Raw genomic sequence first — 17,984 nt, 5'->3', positions numbered from 1 at the left:
GTGCAGGCCGCGGCGGTCGCCGTACAGACGGGTGTCGCGGCCGCTTCGGAAGTCGCCCACTCACTCGACGACAACGACGGCATGAAGGGCCACAACCAGTAGGCCGACCGCCCCGGGGACGCCGTGCGCATGGCACGCACCCCCGGGGCCCCCGGCTCCCGCCCGCTTCAGTCGCCCGGAAGAAGGAGACCCATGTCCACCGACGCCCTGACGCGTCCCACCTACGGGAACTGGCGCAGACCCCGCCGTCCCGGACTCGGCCCGCTGGGCCTGCTCGGTACGGTCGTCGCCTTCGGCGGACTCCTGGTGGCGCTGCTCGCCTCGCTGGTCTCGCTGCCGGCCGCGATCGCCGTCCTGGTGCCGGTCGGCCTGTTCCTCGCCCCGCTGGCGCTGCGCACCGTCGACGGCCGCAACGTCTACCAGGTCCTCGCGGTCCGCATCGGCTGGATCAGGCGCCGGGCGAACGGCTCGCACACCTATGTCTCCGGGCCGCTGTCCAAGCGCCCCGGCGGCCGCTTCCACCCGCCCGGACTGCTCGCGCGCACAAGGATGCACGAGGGCCGGGACGCCTACAACCGCCCGTTCGGCGTGCTCCACCACCCCGGCCGCGGGCTGTACACCGTCGTCCTGGCCTGTGAACCGGACGGCGGTTCGCTGGTCGACCCCGCACAGATCGACATCTGGGTGGCGTCCTGGGGCGACTGGCTGGCCCGGCTCTCGCACGAGCCGGGACTGCGCGGCGCCCAGGTCGTCGTCGAGACCGCGCCGGACACCGGGACCCGGCTCGCCGCCGAGGTGCTGCCGCGGATCTCGCCGGACGCGCCGCCCGCGGCCCGCGCCGTGATGGAGGAGGTCGTACGGCGCTACCCGTCGGCGTCCTCGGAGATGCACACCTACATCGCCCTGACGTACGGCCCGACGGGCGGCCCCAAGCGGAACATCGACGATGTGGTGACCGACCTCTCGATGCGGCTGCCCGGTCTGCTGGCGGGCCTGGTCGCAGCGGGCGGCGGCTCGGCCTATCCGCTGGCGGCGGAGCGGCTCGCGGAGATCGTCCGGGTGGCGTACGACCCCGCCATCGCACCGGACGTGCTCACCGCCCGCGCCGAGCACGCCACCACCGGCCTGGAGTGGGTGGACGCGGGCCCCGCGGCCGCGGTCGAGACGGTCTCGGCGTACCAGCACGACTCGGGGATCTCGCGGACCTGGATGCTGACGCTCGCGCCGCGCGGCACCGTGCGGTCGAGTGTGCTGCGCGGTCTGCTGGAGCCCGCGCCCGGCACCCGCCGCAAGCGGGTCTCCCTGGTCTACCGCCCGATCGACCCGGCGACCTCGGCCCGCATCGTCGAGTCCGACCGCCGCTCCGCCCACTTCATGGCGGGTTCGCGCCGGGGTCTCGTACAGGCGCGGGCCAGTTCCGAGATGCACGCCGCCGAGCAGACCGCGGCGGAGGAGGCGGCCGGTGCCGGGCTCGTGGAGTTCTCGCTGATGGTGACGGTGACCGTCGACGACGCCGAGCAGTTGCAGGACGCGGCCATCACCGTGCGCAATCTCCAGGCGGCGTCCCGCGTCCTGATGCGCCCGGCCGACCGGATGCAGGCCTCGGCCTTCACCTGCACGCTCCCGGTCGGGCTGCTGCCCTGGGAGCACACCCTCGTTCCGTACCAGCTCCGGGAGGCGCTGTGAGCAGGCAGTCCGTCACACGACAGGCGACCACCCCGCCGCGCGGCTGGTACGGCCCCGGCGGCGGGCAGGTCGGCCATGTCGACCCGCCCGCGATGTGGCGGGCCACCACCGTCCAGGCGTGCGGTCTCTGGCCGTTCGCGGCGGGCTCGGGCGCGCCCATGACCGGCGTGCCGCTCGGGCAGCATCTGCACACCGGGGCGACCGTGTGCGGCGACCCCATCTCCTGGTTCACCAGGGCCCGTTACATCTCCAACCCGTCCCTGTTCATGCTCGGGATGCCGGGCCTGGGCAAGTCGACGCTGGTCAACCGCATGCTCATCGGCATGGCGGCGACGGGCATCACCCCGCTGGTCCTCGGCGACCTGAAGCCCGACTACGCCGACACCGTACGGGCGTTGGGCGGTCAGGTGATCTCGATCGGCCGGGGCGTCGGCGGCATCAACGTCCTCGACCCGGGCGCGATGGGCGAGGCCGCGCTGCGGATCGGCGGCGAACGCGGGCGGGTGCTGGCCGCGGAGGCTCACGGCCGGGTGCTGAACATGGTCGCGGCGCTCATCACCATCGTGCGCGGCCGCCCGATGGACGACCACGAGCAGTCGGTGCTCTCCGCCTGTCTGCACCACCTCGCCGAGCGGACCCGGCCGGGGCGCCCGCCGCTGCTGCCGGACCTGCTGAAGGTCCTTGACGAGGGCCCGGACCGGGTCCGCGCCGTCACGCTGGACCGCGGCAACGTGGCCCGGTACCAGGAGGCGGTGGATCCGCTCCACCGCTCCCTGCTGGGTGTGCTGGACGGGCCCCTGGGCGACACCTTCGCCACCGAGACGTCGACCAGGATCGACCCGGCCTCGCCGGCCGTCTGCGTCGACATCTCCCGGATCGGCGAGGCGGACACCCAGCTGACCGCCGCCGCGATGCTCGCCGCCTGGTCCGACGGGCTCGGCACGGTGGCCGCCGCGCACGCCCTCGCGGATGCCGGACTCGCCCCGCAGCGCTGGTTCTTCACCGTTCTCGACGAACTGTGGCGCCCCCTGCGGGCCGCCTCCGGCATCGTCGAGCGCATCGACGCGCTGACCCGGCTGAACCGCTCCCTCGGCCTCGGCGACGCGAAGATCACGCACACCCTCAAGGACGCCGAGGCCCTGGGCAGCGAGGCCGACCGCGCGAAGGCACGCGGCTTCGTGGAGCGGGCCGGGATGGTCGTCTGCGCCGGGCTCCCCCGTACGGAGATGAAGGAGCTCGGCGAGATCGTCGGCATGTCCGAGCGCGAGATCGAGCTGGTCTCGTCCTGGTCCTCGCCGCCTGGCTGGGCCAACACCGGCGGCAACGAGGAACCACCCGGCCGCGGCCGCTTCCTCATCAAGGTGGGCGGCCGCCCCGGCATCCCGATCAAGGTCTCCATCACGGACACCGAGCGGGCCCTGCACAACACGAACACCCGCTGGTCGGAGGCGGAGGGGCCAAGCCTCGCCAAGGGCTTCAGCCCTGCGACCGGACGAGAAATATCCAGCCCCTCCGGCGTCTGAGGAGCGGGGTCGGGGGCGGAGCCCCAGGGACGGGTAGGGGCGGCGGGGGCGAGAACCCCCGGACGGGGGACCACGAATGACCAGCACACGTAAGGCACATCACAGCAGCGGGGACGATCTCCTCCCCTGGGTCATCCCAGGGGGAGCCCTCCTCATCGGCACCCTGTTCTTCGGGGCCTGGCTCGGCGGCACCCTGGCCGCGGCCGCGACCGGCGCCGGCTGGCACCCCCCACCGTTCGCCCTCTCCACCCTGTCCACCCTCGTGAGGGAGGGCCCGGCCCCGCTGTGGCCGACGACCGACAGCGGCACGCTCGCCGCGGGCATGGCGACCGTGTTCGGCACGGTGCTCGCCGCGGTCGTCGTCCTCGTGACGCTCACCCGCCGCCGGTTCGCGGGCCCCCGCGGCCTGGCGGGCCGCAAGGAGCTGGCGCCCATGCTGCCGAAGGGCGCCGCCACACGGGCCCGCCGGCTGCGCCCCTCCCTCGCGAAGTCCGGGCGGCTCGACCCGGACGACACCGGCAACCTGATCGGCGACCTCGCCCCCAACGGCCCCGAGCTGAGGTCGAGTTACGAGGACGTGGAGCTGGACCTGATGGCCCCGAGGGCCGGCAAATCGACCGGAATCGCCGTACCCCGCGTACTGCGCGCCCGCGGGAGCGTCCTGCTGACGTCCAACAAGGCCGACGTCTACAGCGTCACCCGCGCCGAACGCGAACGGCACGGCCGCGTCTGGACGTTCGACCCGCAGGGCATCGCCCACACCCCCCGCACCCTGTGGTGGGACATGCTCGCGGACGCCGCCACCATCGAGGGCGCCCGCCGCCTGGCCGGGCACTTCGTCGGAGCGATCAACGACGACGCCTCGAAACGGGACTTCTGGATCTCGGCCGCGCAGAACACCCTCACCGCGCTGTTCCACGCGGCCGGCCGCGGCGGACGCCAGGTGGACGAGGTGCTCTCCTGGCTGGCCGACCCGGCCGACCGCACCCCCGTCGACCTGCTGCGGGACGCGGGCATGACGGCGCTCGCCGACCAGCTCCAGGGCACCGTGCAGGGCGCGGTGGAGACCCGGGACGGCATCTACGAGACGGCCCGCCAGTGTGTGGCGTGTCTGCTCGATCCGCAGATCGCGGCCTGGGTCAGCCCCGACCCCGGCCTCCCGGAGTTCCGCCCCGAGCAGCACGTTCTGTCGCGCGACACCCTCTATCTGCTGTCGAAGGACGGGGGCGGCTCAGCCGCCGGTGTCGTCGCGGCGGTCGCGGACTCCGTGCTGCGCGCGGGAGTGGTCGCCGCCGAGCGCATGGGCGGGCGGCTGGATCCGCCGATGACGGCCGTACTGGACGAGGCCGCCAACGTCTGCCGGATCTCCGATCTCCCGGACCTGTACTCGCACTTCGGATCGCGCGGCATCAACATCGTGACACTGCTGCAGAGTTACCGGCAGGGTTCACGGGTCTGGGGCGAGGCGGGCATGGACACGCTCTGGGGGGCCGCCACCGTCAAACTGCTCGGCGCCGGCCTCGACGACGCGGACTTCGTGGAGAAGGTCTCGCGGCTCGTCGGCGAGCACGACGTCTCGACCGTCAGCCACTCCCGGAGCAAGGACGGACGGTCGCGGTCGACCTCGTACCGTCTGGAACGCATTCTTCCCGTCGACCGCATCCGAGCCCTGCCCAAGGGCACCGCGCTGCTCCTGGCCACCGGCGTCAAACCGGCCCTGGTCACCCTGCGCCCCTGGTACGCCGAGCCGGGCGCCGACCGTATCGCGGCCGCGGCGCGGGCCGAGGTCGATGCCATCACCGTCCGTGCCGTCGAGAGGATCACCCGATGACCACCCCCGCGGACCAGCCGGGCGGACCGCCACTGGAGCAGCCGGCGCCCCCGTCGTTCATCCTCTACCTGGAGGGCGGGGAGTACGCCGCCGAGATGCAGCAACTGTCTTTCTGGGTAGCCGACTTGCTGCTCCCCGTGTACGGCCGGGAGGTCACCTCGCAGCAGCCGTGGTGCCCGCGCTGGTGGGAGCATCTGGAGGCGATCGCCCGGCTGCACGCGCTGTGGCTGGCCTGGCAGGAGTACACGGATCCGGCGGCCGGCGCCTCGGGCCCCGCGGTGTGGCACCGGGACCACCTCGGCCCCGCGCTCGCCGAACTCCGCTCCCCCGCAGGGCCGTTCGCCGGCTGCAAGACCGGCAGCCACCGCCCGAAGCAGCCCCCGACCGTCGAGCCGTACGCGGCCTCCGTCACACCGCCGGAACCCGACCCGTACGACATCGGCGGACGGTGACCCGGGTTCGGCGGCGCTCAGCCGGTGTCCCGCTCCGTCTTCCCACCGGCGAGGAACCTCCCCAGGCCCCGTGCGAGAAGAGCAGGACCGGTCCCTGCCGGCCCTTGGAGTCACGGACGCCCACGCGGACGTCGAGACGGGCGGTCTCCACACAGGTCGCTTCGTGGTTCCCGCTGTAGGAACTCTTGTGCCGGGCAAGGGCCGTTGAGGACGGGCTCACCCTTTCCCACTCCTTGCCGCCGATCGAGGGAGGTCTCCGCGTACCGATGAAAGCAGACGCGTACGGAAACCACTCGGCCGAGGACATCGCCGCTGCTGTACGGGCCCGCTCCGTGCGGGCCGTCGAGGTCGTCGCGGCCTGTCTGGCGCGGATCGGGCGGGTGGAGCCGACGCTGAGCGCCTTCGTCGAGGTGTGGGGTGAGGAGGCGGTCCGGTGGGCCGGGGTGGTGGACGCGCGGGTCGACGCGGGTGAGTGGCTGCCGCTGGCGGGGGTCCCGATCGGGGTGAAGGGGCGCCAGGGGCTGCGTACGGCGGATGCGCTGGTCGCGGCCGGATGCGTGCCCGTGGGGGCGACGTCCGTGCCCGGCCCGGGGACGGCCTGGCAGACGTGGGGGCTCGGGGCGTACGGCCGGACCGTCAATCCCTGGCGCGCCGACCGGACTCCGGGCGGCTCGTCGGCCGGATCGGCGGCGGCGGTCGCCGCGGGGCTGGTGCCGCTGGCGACCGGCGCCGACGGCGCGGGTTCCGTTCGCATCCCCGCCGCGTGGTGCGGTGTCCACGGCCTCAAGACCACGAACGGCAGACTGCCGTCGCGGGACCGTACGGGCCTCACGGCGGCCGGTGTCCTCACCCGGTCCGCGGCCGACGCTGCGGCGTACTGGCGGGCGGTGTCCGGCGACGCTCCGCAGGCCCGCACCCCTGCTTCCGGGCCGGCCCCGGTCACCGCCGTATGGTCCGCCGACCTGGGCTTCGCCGAGGTGGACGCGGGGGTGACGGCGGTCGCGTACAGCGCGGTGGGCCGGCTCGCGGCCGCCGGGGTCGTGCGCCTCGCGCCCGGGGACGTACGGCTGGAGGATCCCGGTCCCGCGTGGCTGGCCCTGCGGACGCCAGGTTCCGATACGGCCGTCGCGCGGGCGGTGCGGGAGGAGAACGACCGACGGCTCGCCGGGGTCTTCGCCGAGGCCGAGCTGCTGCTGACCCCGGTCACGCCCAACACCCCGCACGGCCACGAGGGTCCGGGCGACCGCTACTCCACCGCTCTCACCTGGGCGTTCAACCTGAGCGGTCACCCGGCGGTGAGTATCCCCGCGGGGTTCGGCCCCGACGGCTGTCCGGTGGGCCTCCAGCTCGTGGCCCGCCACGGCGCCGAGCCGTCGCTGCTCGCCACCGCGACGGCCGCCGAGCACCGGGCGGGTCTCCGCGCCCGTCCGGCCCGCCTCCCCTGAACAGCGCGACCCAGGGCCGCCGGAAGACCGAAACACCGGAACACCGGAACACCGGAACACCGGAACACCGGAACACCGGAACACCGGAAGACCGGAAGACCGGAACGCCGGTGAAGGCAGCGCAGGCTCCAGCCACCCGCCACCGCCCGGCGCAGGGCACGCCCTCGCCACCGCCCACCACCGTTCCGGCAAGGAGCACGCCCTCGCCACCGCCCGCCGAGGACCCCACCGTTGCCCTCCACCCGGCACCCGGCACCCAGCACCAGCACCAGCACCAGCACCAGCACCAGCAGGGAAACGCACTCTTGCCCCCACGTACATGCTCATGCATATACTGCGCACGCATGTAATCGCCGTACGCTCAATACCCGGAGGGCCGCCCCATGACCCGCTCTTTCCTCTTTCTGCTGGGCAGCAGCCGCACCGGCGGCAACACCGAACTGCTGGCCCGTCGCGCCGCCGAGCAGCTGCCCGCCGATGTGGAGCAGCGCTGGCTGAGCCTCGCCGAGCACCCGCTCCCCGACTTCGAGGACCTGCGCCACGACAGCGACCATGTGCGGCCCACGGAGGGCGCGGCGGGGCTGCTGCTCGACGCCACGCTCGCGGCGACCGACATCGTGATCGCCTCGCCGCTGTACTGGTACTCGGTCTCCGCGTCCACCAAGCGCTACCTGGACTACTGGTCGGGCTGGCTGCGCACGCCGGACACCGACTTCAAGGCGACGCTGGCCGGGCGCACGATCTGGGGCGTCACGGCCCTGGCGCACCCGGAGGAGGAGGTCGCCGACCCGCTGATCGGCACGCTCAGCAACTCGGCCGCGTACATGGGGATGCGCTTCGGCGGGGTGCTGCTCGGCAACGGCAGCAAGCCCGGAGACGTACTGCAGGACTCCGCGGCGCTGGCCCGCGCGAAGACGTTCTTCGCGCAGGAGCCGCAGCTCGCCCGCTTCCCGTACGAGCACGAGGTCCCGGTCGGCTGACCCCCGGCCCGCACCCGCCACAGGGGCTTACGCCGTGATGTCCTTCGCCGTGAACCGGGCCCAGGCCGCGGACCCGAACACGGCGGCGTACAGGGCCTGGAGTTCGAGATTGCGGAACAGGTCGTCCCAGTACACCGGCTCCCGCATGAGGTCGGCGAAGGACAGCCAGTAGTGGGAGAAGAAGTACGGCTGGAGGGCGTGGAGCTGGGGGATCTGGTCGAGGATCTGGACGGTGATGAGGAGGCCGACCGTCGTCGCCATCGCCGCGATGCCGCTGTTGGTCAGCGTCGAGATGAACAGGCCGAGGGCCGCGACGCCGAGCAGTGACGCGGCGACGACCAGCGCGATGAGCAGGGCCCGCCCGAGTCCCTCGGCGAAGCTGATCCGGGTCCCGGAGATCGTCGTCAGCTCGCCCAGGGGGAACAGCAGCGCGCCCACCGCGAGCGCCGAGGCCGCCACCACGAGCGTGGCGACGAGGCAGAACGTCATCGTCGTCGCGTACTTGGTGAGCAGGAGGCGGGTCCGGCCCGCGGGGGCGACCAGGAGATAGCGCAGGGTGCCCGCGTTCGCCTCGCCGGCGATCGCGTCGCCCGCGATGACGCCAATGGCCATCGGCAGGAAGAAGGGGAGCGTCGCGGCGAGCGCCGTGAACACCAGGAACAGGCCGTTGTTGGTGATCTGCGCGATGAACGCGGGGCCTTCCCCGCCTCCGCCGCCCGCCGACGAGCCGTCGCTCGTCTCGATCCTGATGGCGACACCGATGAGGATCGGCACGGCCGCCAGCACGGCCAGCAGGGCGATCGTGCGCCAGCGCCGGAACGTGGTGACCAGCTCGCTGCGGAACAGTCCGAACGCCCACAGCGGACTCGGCGCCCGCAGAGTCCCGCTGCCGGCCCCGGAGGGCAGGACCTCAGCCCGCGACATCGAAGCCCTCCCCCGTCAGCGCCACGAACGCGTCCTCCAGAGAGGCCCGTTGCACCCCGAAGCCGCGCACCCGGACGCCCGCGGCGACCAACGCGGCGTTCACCTCGGCGAGTTCACGCTCGGGTGATTCGGCCGTCACCCCGGCCTCGGTCACCACGAGATCCGCGAGCCCCTGCTCCTTCAGTACGCGCGCCGCGTCCCCGGCGTCCGGAGTGGTCACCACGAGACGCCCGCGCGCACCCGCCGCCAGGTCCGCCACCGGGCCCTGCGTGATCAGCCGCCCCTGCGCCATCACGGCCACGTGCGTGCACACCTGCTCGATCTCGTCGAGGAGGTGCGAGGAGAGGAAGACCGTGGTGCCCTCGGACGCCAACTCCCGTACCAGAGAGCGGATTTCCCGCATGCCCTGCGGGTCGAGACCGTTGGTCGGCTCGTCGAGGACGAGCAGACGGCGGGGCTGGAGCAGCGCGGCGGCCAGCCCGAGCCGCTGCTTCATGCCCAGTGAGTACGCCTTCGCCTTCTTGCCCGCGGCGGCCGCGAGACCGACCCGGTCCAGGGCGGTCGCGACCCGGGTGCGCCGGGTGCGCGGGTCGGCGACCGGGTCGGCGGCGTCGTACCGCAGGAGGTTGTCGCGCCCGGAGAGGAAGCCGTACAGCGCGGGCCCCTCGATGAGGGCGCCCACCTGCGGGAGCACGGCGCGCGAGGCGCGGGGCATCGGCTGCCCCAGCACGCGCGCCGTGCCGGACGTCGGCGCGATCAGGCCCATCAGCATGCGGATGGTGGTGGTCTTGCCCGATCCGTTCGGCCCGAGGAAGCCGAAGACGCTGCCCGCCGGGACGGTCAGATCGAGACCGTCCACGGCGAGTTGTCCGCCGCGGTAGCGCTTGGTGAGCCCGTGGGTGGCGATCACCGTGTCCACCAGGTCGGGCTCCGCGGCGGACCGTTCCTCCATGCGTTCCCTCGCTTCGTCGTACGGGTGGGCGCCCGCGAACCCCGGGGCGGGTACGGAGCTGCCCGTACCCACGCGCCCCGGGGCGGGCGGGAGTTACTTGGCGGCCGCGTTCGCCGCCTTCACCAGCGCGTCCTTGGTGACGGCGCCCGCGTACACCTTGCCGTCGTCCGTGATCAGGGCGTTGACCAGGCGGGTCGAGAAGACCGTGCCCGAACCGAACTTGCCGGAGACGTGGTCGCCGAGGGAGTTCAGGAACCCGGAGACGTCGCTGTTGCCGGAGGACCCTGACGGGATGCCCTCGCCGCCGGTGTCGAACCGGGCGATCGTGTTCCAGCCCTCGCCGATGGTCTTCAGACCGTCGAGACCCTGGGCGAAGTCCTCGCCGGACTTCCGGTCGGGCTCCGGCGCCTTCGCCGCGCTGTCGCCCTCGGTGACCTTCGCACCCTTGGGCGGGGTGAAGTCAAAGGTCGACGCGGCCGGCTTCGCGAAGTCGACCTTGGTGAAGCCGGCGTCCACGACGGCGGAGCCGCCGCTCGCCGGGGTGAGCGTGAACTTGAGCGGCGTACCGGTCTTGGCGTCCACCGCGACACTGATCGCGCCGACCGTCGAGCCGGACTGCTTCGGCTTGATGAGCAGCTTGTACGCGTCACGTCCCGCGACCTGCGCGGTGCCGTCGACGGTCACCGAGGTCGTGTCGTCGGCCGCCTTCAGGGCCTCGTCGGCCAGCTCCTTGGGCGTGGCCGGGACGTCCGTGGACTTGTCGGGCCGCTCGGACTTCTTCGAGCCCTCGGAGGCGGCGGTCGAGTGGTACACCTCGTTGGACTTGCTGTCGTACGCCCACACGTCGCCGCCGTTGTGGATGACGCTGTACTCGGCCGCCTTGTCCAGCAGGGAGACCTTGGCCCGGTCCGGGCCGTCGGCCGCGACGCGCAGCGTGTGGGTGCCGGAGGCCAGCTCCATGAGCTTGGACGACGGGTCGGCGGAGGAGCCGCCGCCCTGCCCGGCCGCTCCCGAGCCGAGGCTGCTCTCGAGGCCGCCCAGGTTGGGCAGCCCGAGGTCCGTGCTGATCTTGACCGTGCCGGACAGCTGCTGGGTGTCCGACTTGGCGATCTTCTCGATGAGTTGCTGAGCGGTGATCTTCGGCAGGTCGGGGTCGCCGGAGTCGGCGAGCGCCGGGACGAGCCCGATGGTCGCCACCGCCAGCCCCACCACCGCGACCGGGACGACGTACCGCGCCGCCTTGCGCCGGCCGTCGCGCACGTCGTCGGCCTCGTCGGACAGGCCTTCCGCCCCGGTGGTCCTCTCGGATTCGTACGGTGCCATGTGTGCCCTTACCTCCGTCGTCGGCGGCGGCCTTCAGTCACTGTCCTCGTCCACCCCTGCGCCGCCATTCTCACCCGAATTGATGAGGAGTGGTGCTTTCCATCTGACCAAATTCGCCAGGAAGAAGCGTCAGACCCCGGGATCAACTCCGTGTACTGCTGCGGTATGACACGGAGAGGCGATGTCTCCCCCGACCCGTAGGGGTCGCACCGGGCAGACACCGCCTCGTCGAGCCGGCCACCACCGGGCCGGCGCCGCACGAACAGAGACGCCGCGCAACAGACCAACCGGAGGAGAGCCCCTCGAACCGAAGGGGCTAACCCGCTCGGTGCACCACCGCGTCGCCCAGCTCCAGGAGCGCCGCCCTGGCGTCGCACTCGGGCAGGGGCGCCAGCGCGGCCTGGGCGTCCTCGGCGTAGCGCACCGCGTCCCGGCGGGCCTGCTCCAGCGCCGGGTGGACCCGCAGCCGGGCGAGCGCCTCGGCGTGCCGGGCGTCGTCGGTGAGGTCGGAGTCGAGCAGCTCGGACAGGGCGATGTCCTCGGCGAGCCCGAGCCGCTCCACACGCTCGCGCAGCCGCAGCACCGGCAGCGTCGGAATCCCCTCGCGCAGGTCCGTGCCCGGGGTCTTCCCCGACTCGTGGGAGTCGGACGCGATGTCCAGGACGTCGTCGGCGAGCTGGAAGGCGACCCCGAGCCGCTCGCCGTACTGGGTCAGCACGTCGACGACCGTCTCGTCGGCGCCCGACATCATCGCGCCGAACCGGCAGGCCACGGCGACCAGGGAGCCGGTCTTGCCGCTGAGCACGTCGAGGTAGTGGTCGACCGGGTCCCGTCCGTCGCGCGGCCCGGCGGTCTCCAGGATCTGCCCGGTGACCAGCCGTTCGAACGCCTCGGCCTGGACCCGGACGGCCTCGGGGCCGAGGTCGGCCAGGATGTGCGAGGCGCGGGCGAAGAGGAAGTCGCCGGTGAGGACCGCGATGGAGTTGTCCCAGCGGGTGTTGGCGCTGGGCACCCCGCGGCGCACCTCGGCCTCGTCCATCACGTCGTCGTGGTACAGCGTGGCGAGATGGGTCAGCTCGACGACCACGGCGGCGGGCACGAGGCCCGGCGCGTAGGGGTCACCGAACTGTGCGGCGAGCATCACGAGCAGCGGCCTGAACCGCTTCCCGCCCGCACGCACGAGGTGCTGGGCGGCTTCCGTGATGAAGGGGACCTCGCTCTTGGTGGCTTCGAGCAAACCCTCCTCGACAGCCGCCAATCCGGCCTGGACATCGGCTTCGAGAGCCTGGTCCCGCACGCTCAGCCCGAACGGCCCGACGACGGTCACGAGAGGTTCTCCTGTCTGCTGACGATCACATGGCGAACTCGGTCGATCATTCGGTCGATGACACGGTTTGTCGATGTGTCGCTGCCATCACTCAAGTCAGCGTATCCGGTCACGTTTCGATCACCACGAGCGCCCACCCGCCCCTTCTCCCGACTTCCCTCGACCGGGAGACGCACTCATGGCCGGGCGGTACCGGATCACGAGCGGTATGTTCTTGATCAGCTGATAACACCGGACATGCACCGACTTGCGGAAGGCTCCCGTGCCCCGAAGCGCCGTCGACACCGGGCCCGGCCCCGAGCCGCAGCCCGGACCCGACGTGCCGCCGCCCGGCGACGACCACGCCTTCTTCGGCCAGCCGCGAGGCCTGCTGACCCTCTCCGGCCTGGAGGTCTGGGAACGCTTCTCGTTCCTCGGCATGCAGGCCATCCTGGTCCTGTACTTCGCCGACACGGTCGCCCACGGCGGCATGGGCATGGCGCCCGGCACGGCCGCCTCGGTCTCCGCCGCCTACGGCACGCTGGTCTATCTGGTCTCGGTGGCCGGCGGCTGGCTCGCCGACCGCAACCTCGGCTCGTACCGCGCGGTCCTGTGGGGCGGCGTCCTGATCGCCTGCGGCCACTATGCGATGGCCGTGCCGACCGCCACCATGACCTGGGCCGGGCTGGGCCTGATCAGCGCGGGCACCGGCCTGCTCAAGCCCAACGTGGCCACCATGGTCGGCAAGCTCTACCGCACCGACGACGACCGCCGCGACGCCGGTTTCGCGCTCTACTACATGGCGATCAACATCGGCGCCTTCGCCGGACCGCTGATCACCGGCTGGCTCGGCGACCACCAGGGCTGGCACTGGGGCTTCTCCGCCGCCGCGGTCGGCATGACGTTCGGCCTGATCCAGTACGTGGCCGGCCGCCGTCACCTGGCCGGGCGCAAGCACGCGGCGGAGTTCGCGCTCGCACCCGGGGCGATGCGCCGGGCGGTCCGGCTGATCGTCTTCGGGCTCCTCGCCCTGGCCGCGCTCGCCGTCCTGCTGGCCACCGCCGGATGGCTGACGATGGGCCGCTTCGTGGACCTGCTCACCCTGATCTCGGTGATCGCGCCGGTGGTCTATTTCGCGGTGATGTTCGCCAGCCCGCGGGTCACGGCCGAGGAACGGGGCCGGCTGCGCCCGTACATCGTGCTCTTCCTGGCCTCGACGGTCTTCAACTTCATCCTCTTCCAGGCGTACTCGACGATGATGCTGCTCGCCGCGTCGAACGCCGAGTCGGCCATCCTCGGCTTCGACTTCCCGGCGAGCTGGTACGCGTCCGCGCTCGGCGCCTTCGAGGTCGGCCTCGCGCCCGTGGTGGCCGCCCTGTGGGTCCGGATGGGCCGGCGCCAGCCGCACGCCTCCAACAAGATCGCGATCGGGGTGGTGCTCGGCGGCCTCTCGTTCCTGCTGATGGTGCTGCCCACCTCGGGCCACAGCGGCGACGCCTACCGGATGTCGGCCTGGTGGATCGTCGGCTCCTACCTCCTGCTGGGTCTCGGCGACATCCTGCTGGAGACCTCCGGCATGTCCGCGACGACGAAGCTCGCCCCCCGGGCCTTCGCCAGCCAGACGATGTCCCTCTGGTTCCTGTCCCTCGCGCTCGCCAACGGCATCCAGGCGCAGACCGTGAAGGTGTACGACGACGTCTCCAAGCCCGCCTACTTCGGTGTCAACGGCGCGATCGCGGTGGCCGCGGGTCTGGCCGTGATGGCCCTCGCGCCCTGGCTGCGCCGCACGATGCACCCCGTCCACTGAGGTCGCCCCCCATGAACCGTGTGAACCCCGTGAGCCCTGTGAGCCCTGTGAGCCCGCACATCCGTACGTCCTTCCCGCACGAGACGACCCACGAGGACCTCCTCATCCCGCTCCCCGACGGGACCCGCCTGTACGCCCGCGTGTGGCGGCCGCTGACCGACGAGCCCGTACCGGCCCTGCTCGAGTACCTCCCGTACCGCCTGACGGACTGGACGGCGCCCCGCGACTGGCAGCGCCATCCCTGGTACGCCGGTCACGGCTACGCCTCCGTCCGGGTGGACGTCCGCGGTCACGGCAACTCCGAGGGCATGCCGGCGGACGAGTACGCGGAGGTGGAGCTGGCCGACGGGGTCGAGGTCGTCAACTGGCTGGCGGCCCAGCCCTGGTGCAACGGCAGGGTCGGCATGTTCGGCATCTCCTGGGGCGGCTTCAACTCGCTCCAGATCGCCGCCCGCGCCCCCGAACCGCTCAAGGCCATCGTCACGGTCTGCTCGACGGACGACCGCTACGACAACGACGTGCACTACATGGGCGGTTCCGTCCTCGCCGTCGACATGCACGCCTGGGCGTCGACCATGCTCGCGTTCGTCTGCCGGCCGCCCGACCCGGCGTACGTCGGCGAGGTGATGTGGCGCGACATGTGGGTGAAGCGCCTGGAGGCCGTCGACCCCTTCATCCACACCTGGCTGGCGCACCAGACCCGGGACGCGTACTGGCGGCACGGCAGCGTGTGCGAGGACTACGGCGCGATCCGGGCGGCCGTCCTCGCGGTGGGCGGCTGGCACGACCCGTACCGGGACACGGTGCTGCGCCTGGTGGAGCACCTGCCGTCCGACCGGGTACGCGGACTGATCGGCCCCTGGTCCCACCAGTACCCGGACCGGGGGCTGCCGCCGGGCCCGGCGATCGGTTTCCTCCAGGAGACGCTGCGCTGGTGGGACCACTGGCTGAAGCCGGGGGCCGACGGCGGTTCCGGGGCGGGGGACGGGCCGGTCACCGGTGTGGACGGGGCTCGTGCGGCCGGCACCGGGGCGGGCGGGGCCGAGGTGGGCGGGACCAGGGTCGGGGCCCGGGATTCTCGCGTCGGCGTGATGGCCGAGCCGCTGCTCCGCTCGTACATCAGCGACTCGCACCCTCCGGCCACGGTGTACCCGACCCTGCCCGGCCGCTGGGTGGGCGACGACGCCTGGCCCTCCCCCGCGGTGACCCCGGTCACGTACGCGCTGGAGGGCGCGCCCGTACTGGTGCGCTCACCGCAGCACACCGGCCTGGACGCCGGCCGTTTCTTCCCGTTCGGCAACGACGCCGACCTGCCGCCGGACCAGCGCGAGGAGGACGCGAAGTCGGCGTGCTTCGAGTTCGAGGTGCCGGCGGAGACCTGGGTGCTGGGGCGGCCGCGGGTCCGGCTGCGGCTGACCTCCGCGGTGCCGCGGGGGCAGGTGATCGCGCGGGTCTGCGAGGTGTTCCCGGACGGGGCGTCGACGCTCGTCACGCGTGGCGTGCTGAACCTCTCCGCCCGCGAGGGCCGGGACCGGGCGGTGGAGTGGCCGTCCGGCGAGACCCAGGACGTGACCTTCGAGCTGAACGGCATCGGACACGCCTTCCCGGCGGGGCACCGCATCCGGCTGGCCGTCTCGTCGGCGTACTGGCCGTGGATCTGGCCGCAGCCCGGTTCGGACACCGGGTTCACCCTGGACCCGGAAGGAAGCTCGCTCGAACTGCCGGTGCGGGCAAGGGAGTCGGACCCGTCCATCACCTTCGAGGAGCCCGAGGAGTCCGCACCCCTGGGCGTCGTCGTCCCGGCGACGCTGGACGAACCCCGCCCGGAGCGCCTGGTCGTCCGCGATGTGGCGAAGGGCGAACGGCGCCTCGAGGTGGACCCGCGCTACGGCGGCACGCGCGTCTACCCCGACGGCCTGGAGTTCACCGAGGAAGCCCTGGAGACCTACACGATCGACGAGTCGGATCCCCTGTCGGCCCGTACCCGTTCGGAGTGGACCGTCCGTCTCCACCGCCCGGAGACGGGATGGGACGCGAAGGTCGAGACCCGCTCCGAAATCACCTGTGACGCAACGGACTTCATCACCTCGAACGAGGTGATCTGCAAGGACGGGGACGAGGTGGTCTTCCACCGGACGTGGGAGAGGAGAATCCCGCGCACGGCTGGGTAGACACCGACACGGCGGTGACGGAGCGCGGAGGGACGGGGCGCGGGGGGACATGGCGCGGACCGAGGAATTCCTGATGGACCTGGACGAGGGGATGCTCGCGTATTTCCGCGAGATGGCCCAGGAGATGGTCACCCGCTTCGGGATCTCGCGGGCGGAGGCCGTGGCGCGCATCAACGGGGCTTACGCGGACCGGGAGTTCGCGCCGTATCCCGATCTGATCTGCCATGAGCTCCCGGAGTACTGGGGCTACGGGCTGTACTTCAGGGCCAACGCGGGGCGGCTGCCGGACGACGACCCGGACACGGATCTCTCCGTGTGGGAGGTCCGGCCGGCTCCGGCGAGGGGCTCGGCCGCCTGGACCGTCGCGGAGTAATGCCCGAGTTGCCTGCATCGCCCCTTTGTTTGCGCTTGGTCGCGTGAAATGAGTCACGTCACAATGGATCAAGCGCCGCGCTCCGTCGAGCAATTTCCCCTTTGCGAAAGGCAAGTTGAGTTTCACGTTCCGGTCTAATCGGGCGATTTCCCCCGACGTCATGACGTGGCCAAGCGGGGTGCAACGGGAAATCCGGCCTTGTTCCCGACATGTGCTCTCGCATACGTTCGCGTCGATCCGAGCGGAACGCCGAATCCTGCCGCCGCCCGGAGCACCCATCCACCCACGCACGGCAGGAGCGGGGGACCCAGGTAAGTCGCCGGTCCGGTCACACCGGAACGGCTCGGGGTTAAGTCGCATGTCGCCATGCGGCCGGGCACCTCCAGCCCGAACCCGACAGCTCACCTCGCAGGCGCCCGAGAGGAAATTCGTCATGGCCGCACGAGGCAAGCACCGTCGTCCCAGAACCTCCCCCCTCACCCGCGGGTTCGTCGCCGCCGGAACGGGCGGAGCCGCACTCGCGCTCCCCATCGTGGGAGCTGCCAGTGCCCACGCCGCCCAGCCGGCCCAGGTCACCACGCAGGCCGTCCAGGCCGCGAAGGCCTCGGTGCCGCAGGTCCAGCTCGTGACGTACCAGGTGGCCGCCGGCGACACCCTGTCCAAGATCGCGCGCGAGCACTCCGCGAGCGCCGACTGGAAGAAGCTCTACGACGCGAACCGCGCGGTCATCGGCAGCGACCCGTCGACGATCCGCCCGGGCCTCAAGCTGACCGTGGGCACCAAGACCGCCAAGGCGGCCGCGAAGTCCTCCACGGCGGCCAAGACGACGGCGACCTCCGCCTCCACGAAGTCGTACGCGAACAACCTGGACGGCTGGATCAAGGAAGCCCTGGACATCATGGCCCAAAAGGGCATTCCGGGCACTTACGACGGCATCCACCGCAACATCATCCGTGAGTCGTCGGGCAACCCGCTGGCCATCAACAACTGGGACTCCAACGCCGTGGCCGGTACGCCGTCCAAGGGGCTCCTCCAGGTCATCGACCCGACCTTCTCCGCCTACCACGTGGCCGGCACCTCGACGAACCCCTACGACCCCGTCGCGAACATCACGGCCGCCTGCAACTACGCCGCCGACAAGTACGGCTCGATCGACAACGTCTTCGGGGCGTACTGAGCAGCCTTCGGGGCTACGGACGACGACGGGATCG

The 17,984-nt window shown here is 72.1% G+C and carries 15 protein-coding genes and 1 riboswitch; of the genes, 10 read left to right on the top strand and 5 right to left on the bottom strand.

The features are described 5' to 3' along the window. Positions 1-192 precede the first annotated feature (192 nt). The 4 genes from ACFVYF_RS31825 to ACFVYF_RS31810 all read left to right on the top strand — a co-directional run bounded on the left by ACFVYF_RS31825 (position 193) and on the right by ACFVYF_RS31810 (position 5,492). Positions 193-1,686, top strand: coding sequence for an SCO6880 family protein (locus ACFVYF_RS31825; RefSeq protein ID WP_389460950.1), 1,494 nt, complete (start codon positions 193-195; stop codon positions 1,684-1,686). Then, a complete protein-coding gene (locus tag ACFVYF_RS31820) occupies positions 1,683-3,209 on the top strand; it encodes an ATP/GTP-binding protein (RefSeq protein WP_389460949.1) in 1,527 nt (508 codons plus the stop codon). The genes ACFVYF_RS31825 and ACFVYF_RS31820 overlap by 4 nt, the downstream gene beginning before the upstream one ends. 76 nt (positions 3,210-3,285) lie before the next feature. Next, positions 3,286-5,040: a type IV secretory system conjugative DNA transfer family protein gene (locus ACFVYF_RS31815; RefSeq protein WP_389460947.1), complete on the top strand. Its 1,755-nt coding sequence runs from the start codon at positions 3,286-3,288 to the stop codon at positions 5,038-5,040. Then, positions 5,037-5,492: a DUF4913 domain-containing protein gene (locus ACFVYF_RS31810; RefSeq protein WP_389460945.1), complete on the top strand. Its 456-nt coding sequence runs from the start codon at positions 5,037-5,039 to the stop codon at positions 5,490-5,492. Before ACFVYF_RS31815 ends, ACFVYF_RS31810 begins: the two co-directional genes overlap by 4 nt. Here the strand turns inward: ACFVYF_RS31810 and ACFVYF_RS31805 are convergent. After that, positions 5,449-5,799: a DUF397 domain-containing protein gene (locus tag ACFVYF_RS31805; RefSeq protein ID WP_389460943.1), complete on the bottom strand. Its 351-nt coding sequence runs from the start codon at positions 5,797-5,799 to the stop codon at positions 5,449-5,451. The genes ACFVYF_RS31810 and ACFVYF_RS31805 overlap by 44 nt on opposite strands. On the opposite strand from ACFVYF_RS31805, the gene ACFVYF_RS31800 reads away from it, so the two are divergent. Then, positions 5,759-6,937, top strand: a complete 1,179-nt coding sequence (locus ACFVYF_RS31800) for an amidase (protein ID WP_389460941.1) — start codon at positions 5,759-5,761, stop codon at positions 6,935-6,937. The two genes, ACFVYF_RS31805 and ACFVYF_RS31800, sit on opposite strands and share 41 nt — an antisense overlap. A 383-nt stretch (positions 6,938-7,320) precedes the next feature. Then, positions 7,321-7,917 carry a flavodoxin family protein gene (locus ACFVYF_RS31795; protein WP_389460939.1) on the top strand — a complete coding sequence of 199 codons (597 nt, stop codon included), beginning with the start codon at positions 7,321-7,323 and terminating at the stop codon, positions 7,915-7,917. Between the two features lie 27 nt (positions 7,918-7,944). Here the strand turns inward: ACFVYF_RS31795 and ACFVYF_RS31790 are convergent, their stop codons facing one another. From ACFVYF_RS31790 to ACFVYF_RS31775, 4 genes are all read right to left on the bottom strand, one after another. Further along, positions 7,945-8,841 carry an ABC transporter permease gene (locus ACFVYF_RS31790; protein ID WP_389460937.1) on the bottom strand — a complete coding sequence of 299 codons (897 nt, stop codon included), beginning with the start codon at positions 8,839-8,841 and terminating at the stop codon, positions 7,945-7,947. Further along, a complete protein-coding gene (locus tag ACFVYF_RS31785; protein WP_389460935.1) occupies positions 8,828-9,793 on the bottom strand; it encodes an ABC transporter ATP-binding protein in 966 nt (321 codons plus the stop codon). The genes ACFVYF_RS31790 and ACFVYF_RS31785 overlap by 14 nt, the downstream gene beginning before the upstream one ends. Positions 9,794-9,886: 93 nt before the next feature. Continuing rightward, complete coding sequence (locus tag ACFVYF_RS31780) at positions 9,887-11,116, bottom strand: outer membrane lipoprotein carrier protein LolA (protein ID WP_389460933.1); 1,230 nt, start codon at positions 11,114-11,116, stop codon at positions 9,887-9,889. Between the two features lie 316 nt (positions 11,117-11,432). Then, on the bottom strand, positions 11,433-12,443 hold the full coding sequence (locus ACFVYF_RS31775) for a polyprenyl synthetase family protein (RefSeq protein WP_389460931.1): 1,011 nt from the start codon (positions 12,441-12,443) through the stop codon (positions 11,433-11,435). A 262-nt stretch (positions 12,444-12,705) separates the two neighbouring features. Between ACFVYF_RS31775 and ACFVYF_RS31770 the strand changes: the two genes are divergently transcribed. From ACFVYF_RS31770 to ACFVYF_RS31755, 4 genes are all read left to right on the top strand, one after another. Beyond that, positions 12,706-14,229, top strand: a complete 1,524-nt coding sequence (locus ACFVYF_RS31770; protein ID WP_389460929.1) for a peptide MFS transporter — start codon at positions 12,706-12,708, stop codon at positions 14,227-14,229. Between the two features lie 47 nt (positions 14,230-14,276). After that, positions 14,277-16,400 carry a CocE/NonD family hydrolase gene (locus ACFVYF_RS31765; protein ID WP_389460964.1) on the top strand — a complete coding sequence of 708 codons (2,124 nt, stop codon included), beginning with the start codon at positions 14,277-14,279 and terminating at the stop codon, positions 16,398-16,400. A gap of 49 nt (positions 16,401-16,449) precedes the next feature. After that, positions 16,450-16,773 carry a hypothetical protein gene (locus tag ACFVYF_RS31760; protein ID WP_389460927.1) on the top strand — a complete coding sequence of 108 codons (324 nt, stop codon included), beginning with the start codon at positions 16,450-16,452 and terminating at the stop codon, positions 16,771-16,773. A 270-nt stretch (positions 16,774-17,043) separates the two neighbouring features. Beyond that, positions 17,044-17,203: riboswitch (cyclic di-AMP (ydaO/yuaA leader) on the top strand. A 3-nt stretch (positions 17,204-17,206) separates the two neighbouring features. Then, the gene (locus ACFVYF_RS31755) at positions 17,207-17,950 is read left to right on the top strand and encodes a transglycosylase SLT domain-containing protein (RefSeq protein ID WP_389460925.1); all 744 of its coding nucleotides are present in this window, start codon (positions 17,207-17,209) and stop codon (positions 17,948-17,950) included. Positions 17,951-17,984 lie beyond the last annotated feature (34 nt).

This window comes from Streptomyces sp. NPDC058274 (genome assembly GCF_042881375.1).
Lineage (GTDB): Bacteria > Actinomycetota > Actinomycetes > Streptomycetales > Streptomycetaceae > Streptomyces.
The sequence above is the reverse complement of the archived record's forward strand: the minus strand, read 5'-3'. Positions and strand labels throughout refer to the sequence as shown.

Excerpts from the sequence above, each read along its gene's own strand:
- ACFVYF_RS31785 (WP_389460935.1), bottom strand. The coding sequence starts at position 9,793 with ATGGAGGAACGGTCCGCCGCGGAGCCCGACCTGGTGGACACGGTGATC.
- ACFVYF_RS31815 (WP_389460947.1), top strand. The coding sequence starts at position 3,286 with ATGACCAGCACACGTAAGGCACATCACAGCAGCGGGGACGATCTCCTC.
- ACFVYF_RS31810 (WP_389460945.1), top strand. The coding sequence starts at position 5,037 with ATGACCACCCCCGCGGACCAGCCGGGCGGACCGCCACTGGAGCAGCCG.
- ACFVYF_RS31760 (WP_389460927.1), top strand. The coding sequence starts at position 16,450 with ATGGCGCGGACCGAGGAATTCCTGATGGACCTGGACGAGGGGATGCTC.
- ACFVYF_RS31800 (WP_389460941.1), top strand. The coding sequence starts at position 5,759 with ATGAAAGCAGACGCGTACGGAAACCACTCGGCCGAGGACATCGCCGCT.
- ACFVYF_RS31825 (WP_389460950.1), top strand. The coding sequence starts at position 193 with ATGTCCACCGACGCCCTGACGCGTCCCACCTACGGGAACTGGCGCAGA.
- ACFVYF_RS31755 (WP_389460925.1), top strand. The coding sequence starts at position 17,207 with ATGGCCGCACGAGGCAAGCACCGTCGTCCCAGAACCTCCCCCCTCACC.
- ACFVYF_RS31805 (WP_389460943.1), bottom strand. The coding sequence starts at position 5,799 with ATGTCCTCGGCCGAGTGGTTTCCGTACGCGTCTGCTTTCATCGGTACG.
- ACFVYF_RS31795 (WP_389460939.1), top strand. The coding sequence starts at position 7,321 with ATGACCCGCTCTTTCCTCTTTCTGCTGGGCAGCAGCCGCACCGGCGGC.
- ACFVYF_RS31790 (WP_389460937.1), bottom strand. The coding sequence starts at position 8,841 with ATGTCGCGGGCTGAGGTCCTGCCCTCCGGGGCCGGCAGCGGGACTCTG.
- ACFVYF_RS31780 (WP_389460933.1), bottom strand. The coding sequence starts at position 11,116 with ATGGCACCGTACGAATCCGAGAGGACCACCGGGGCGGAAGGCCTGTCC.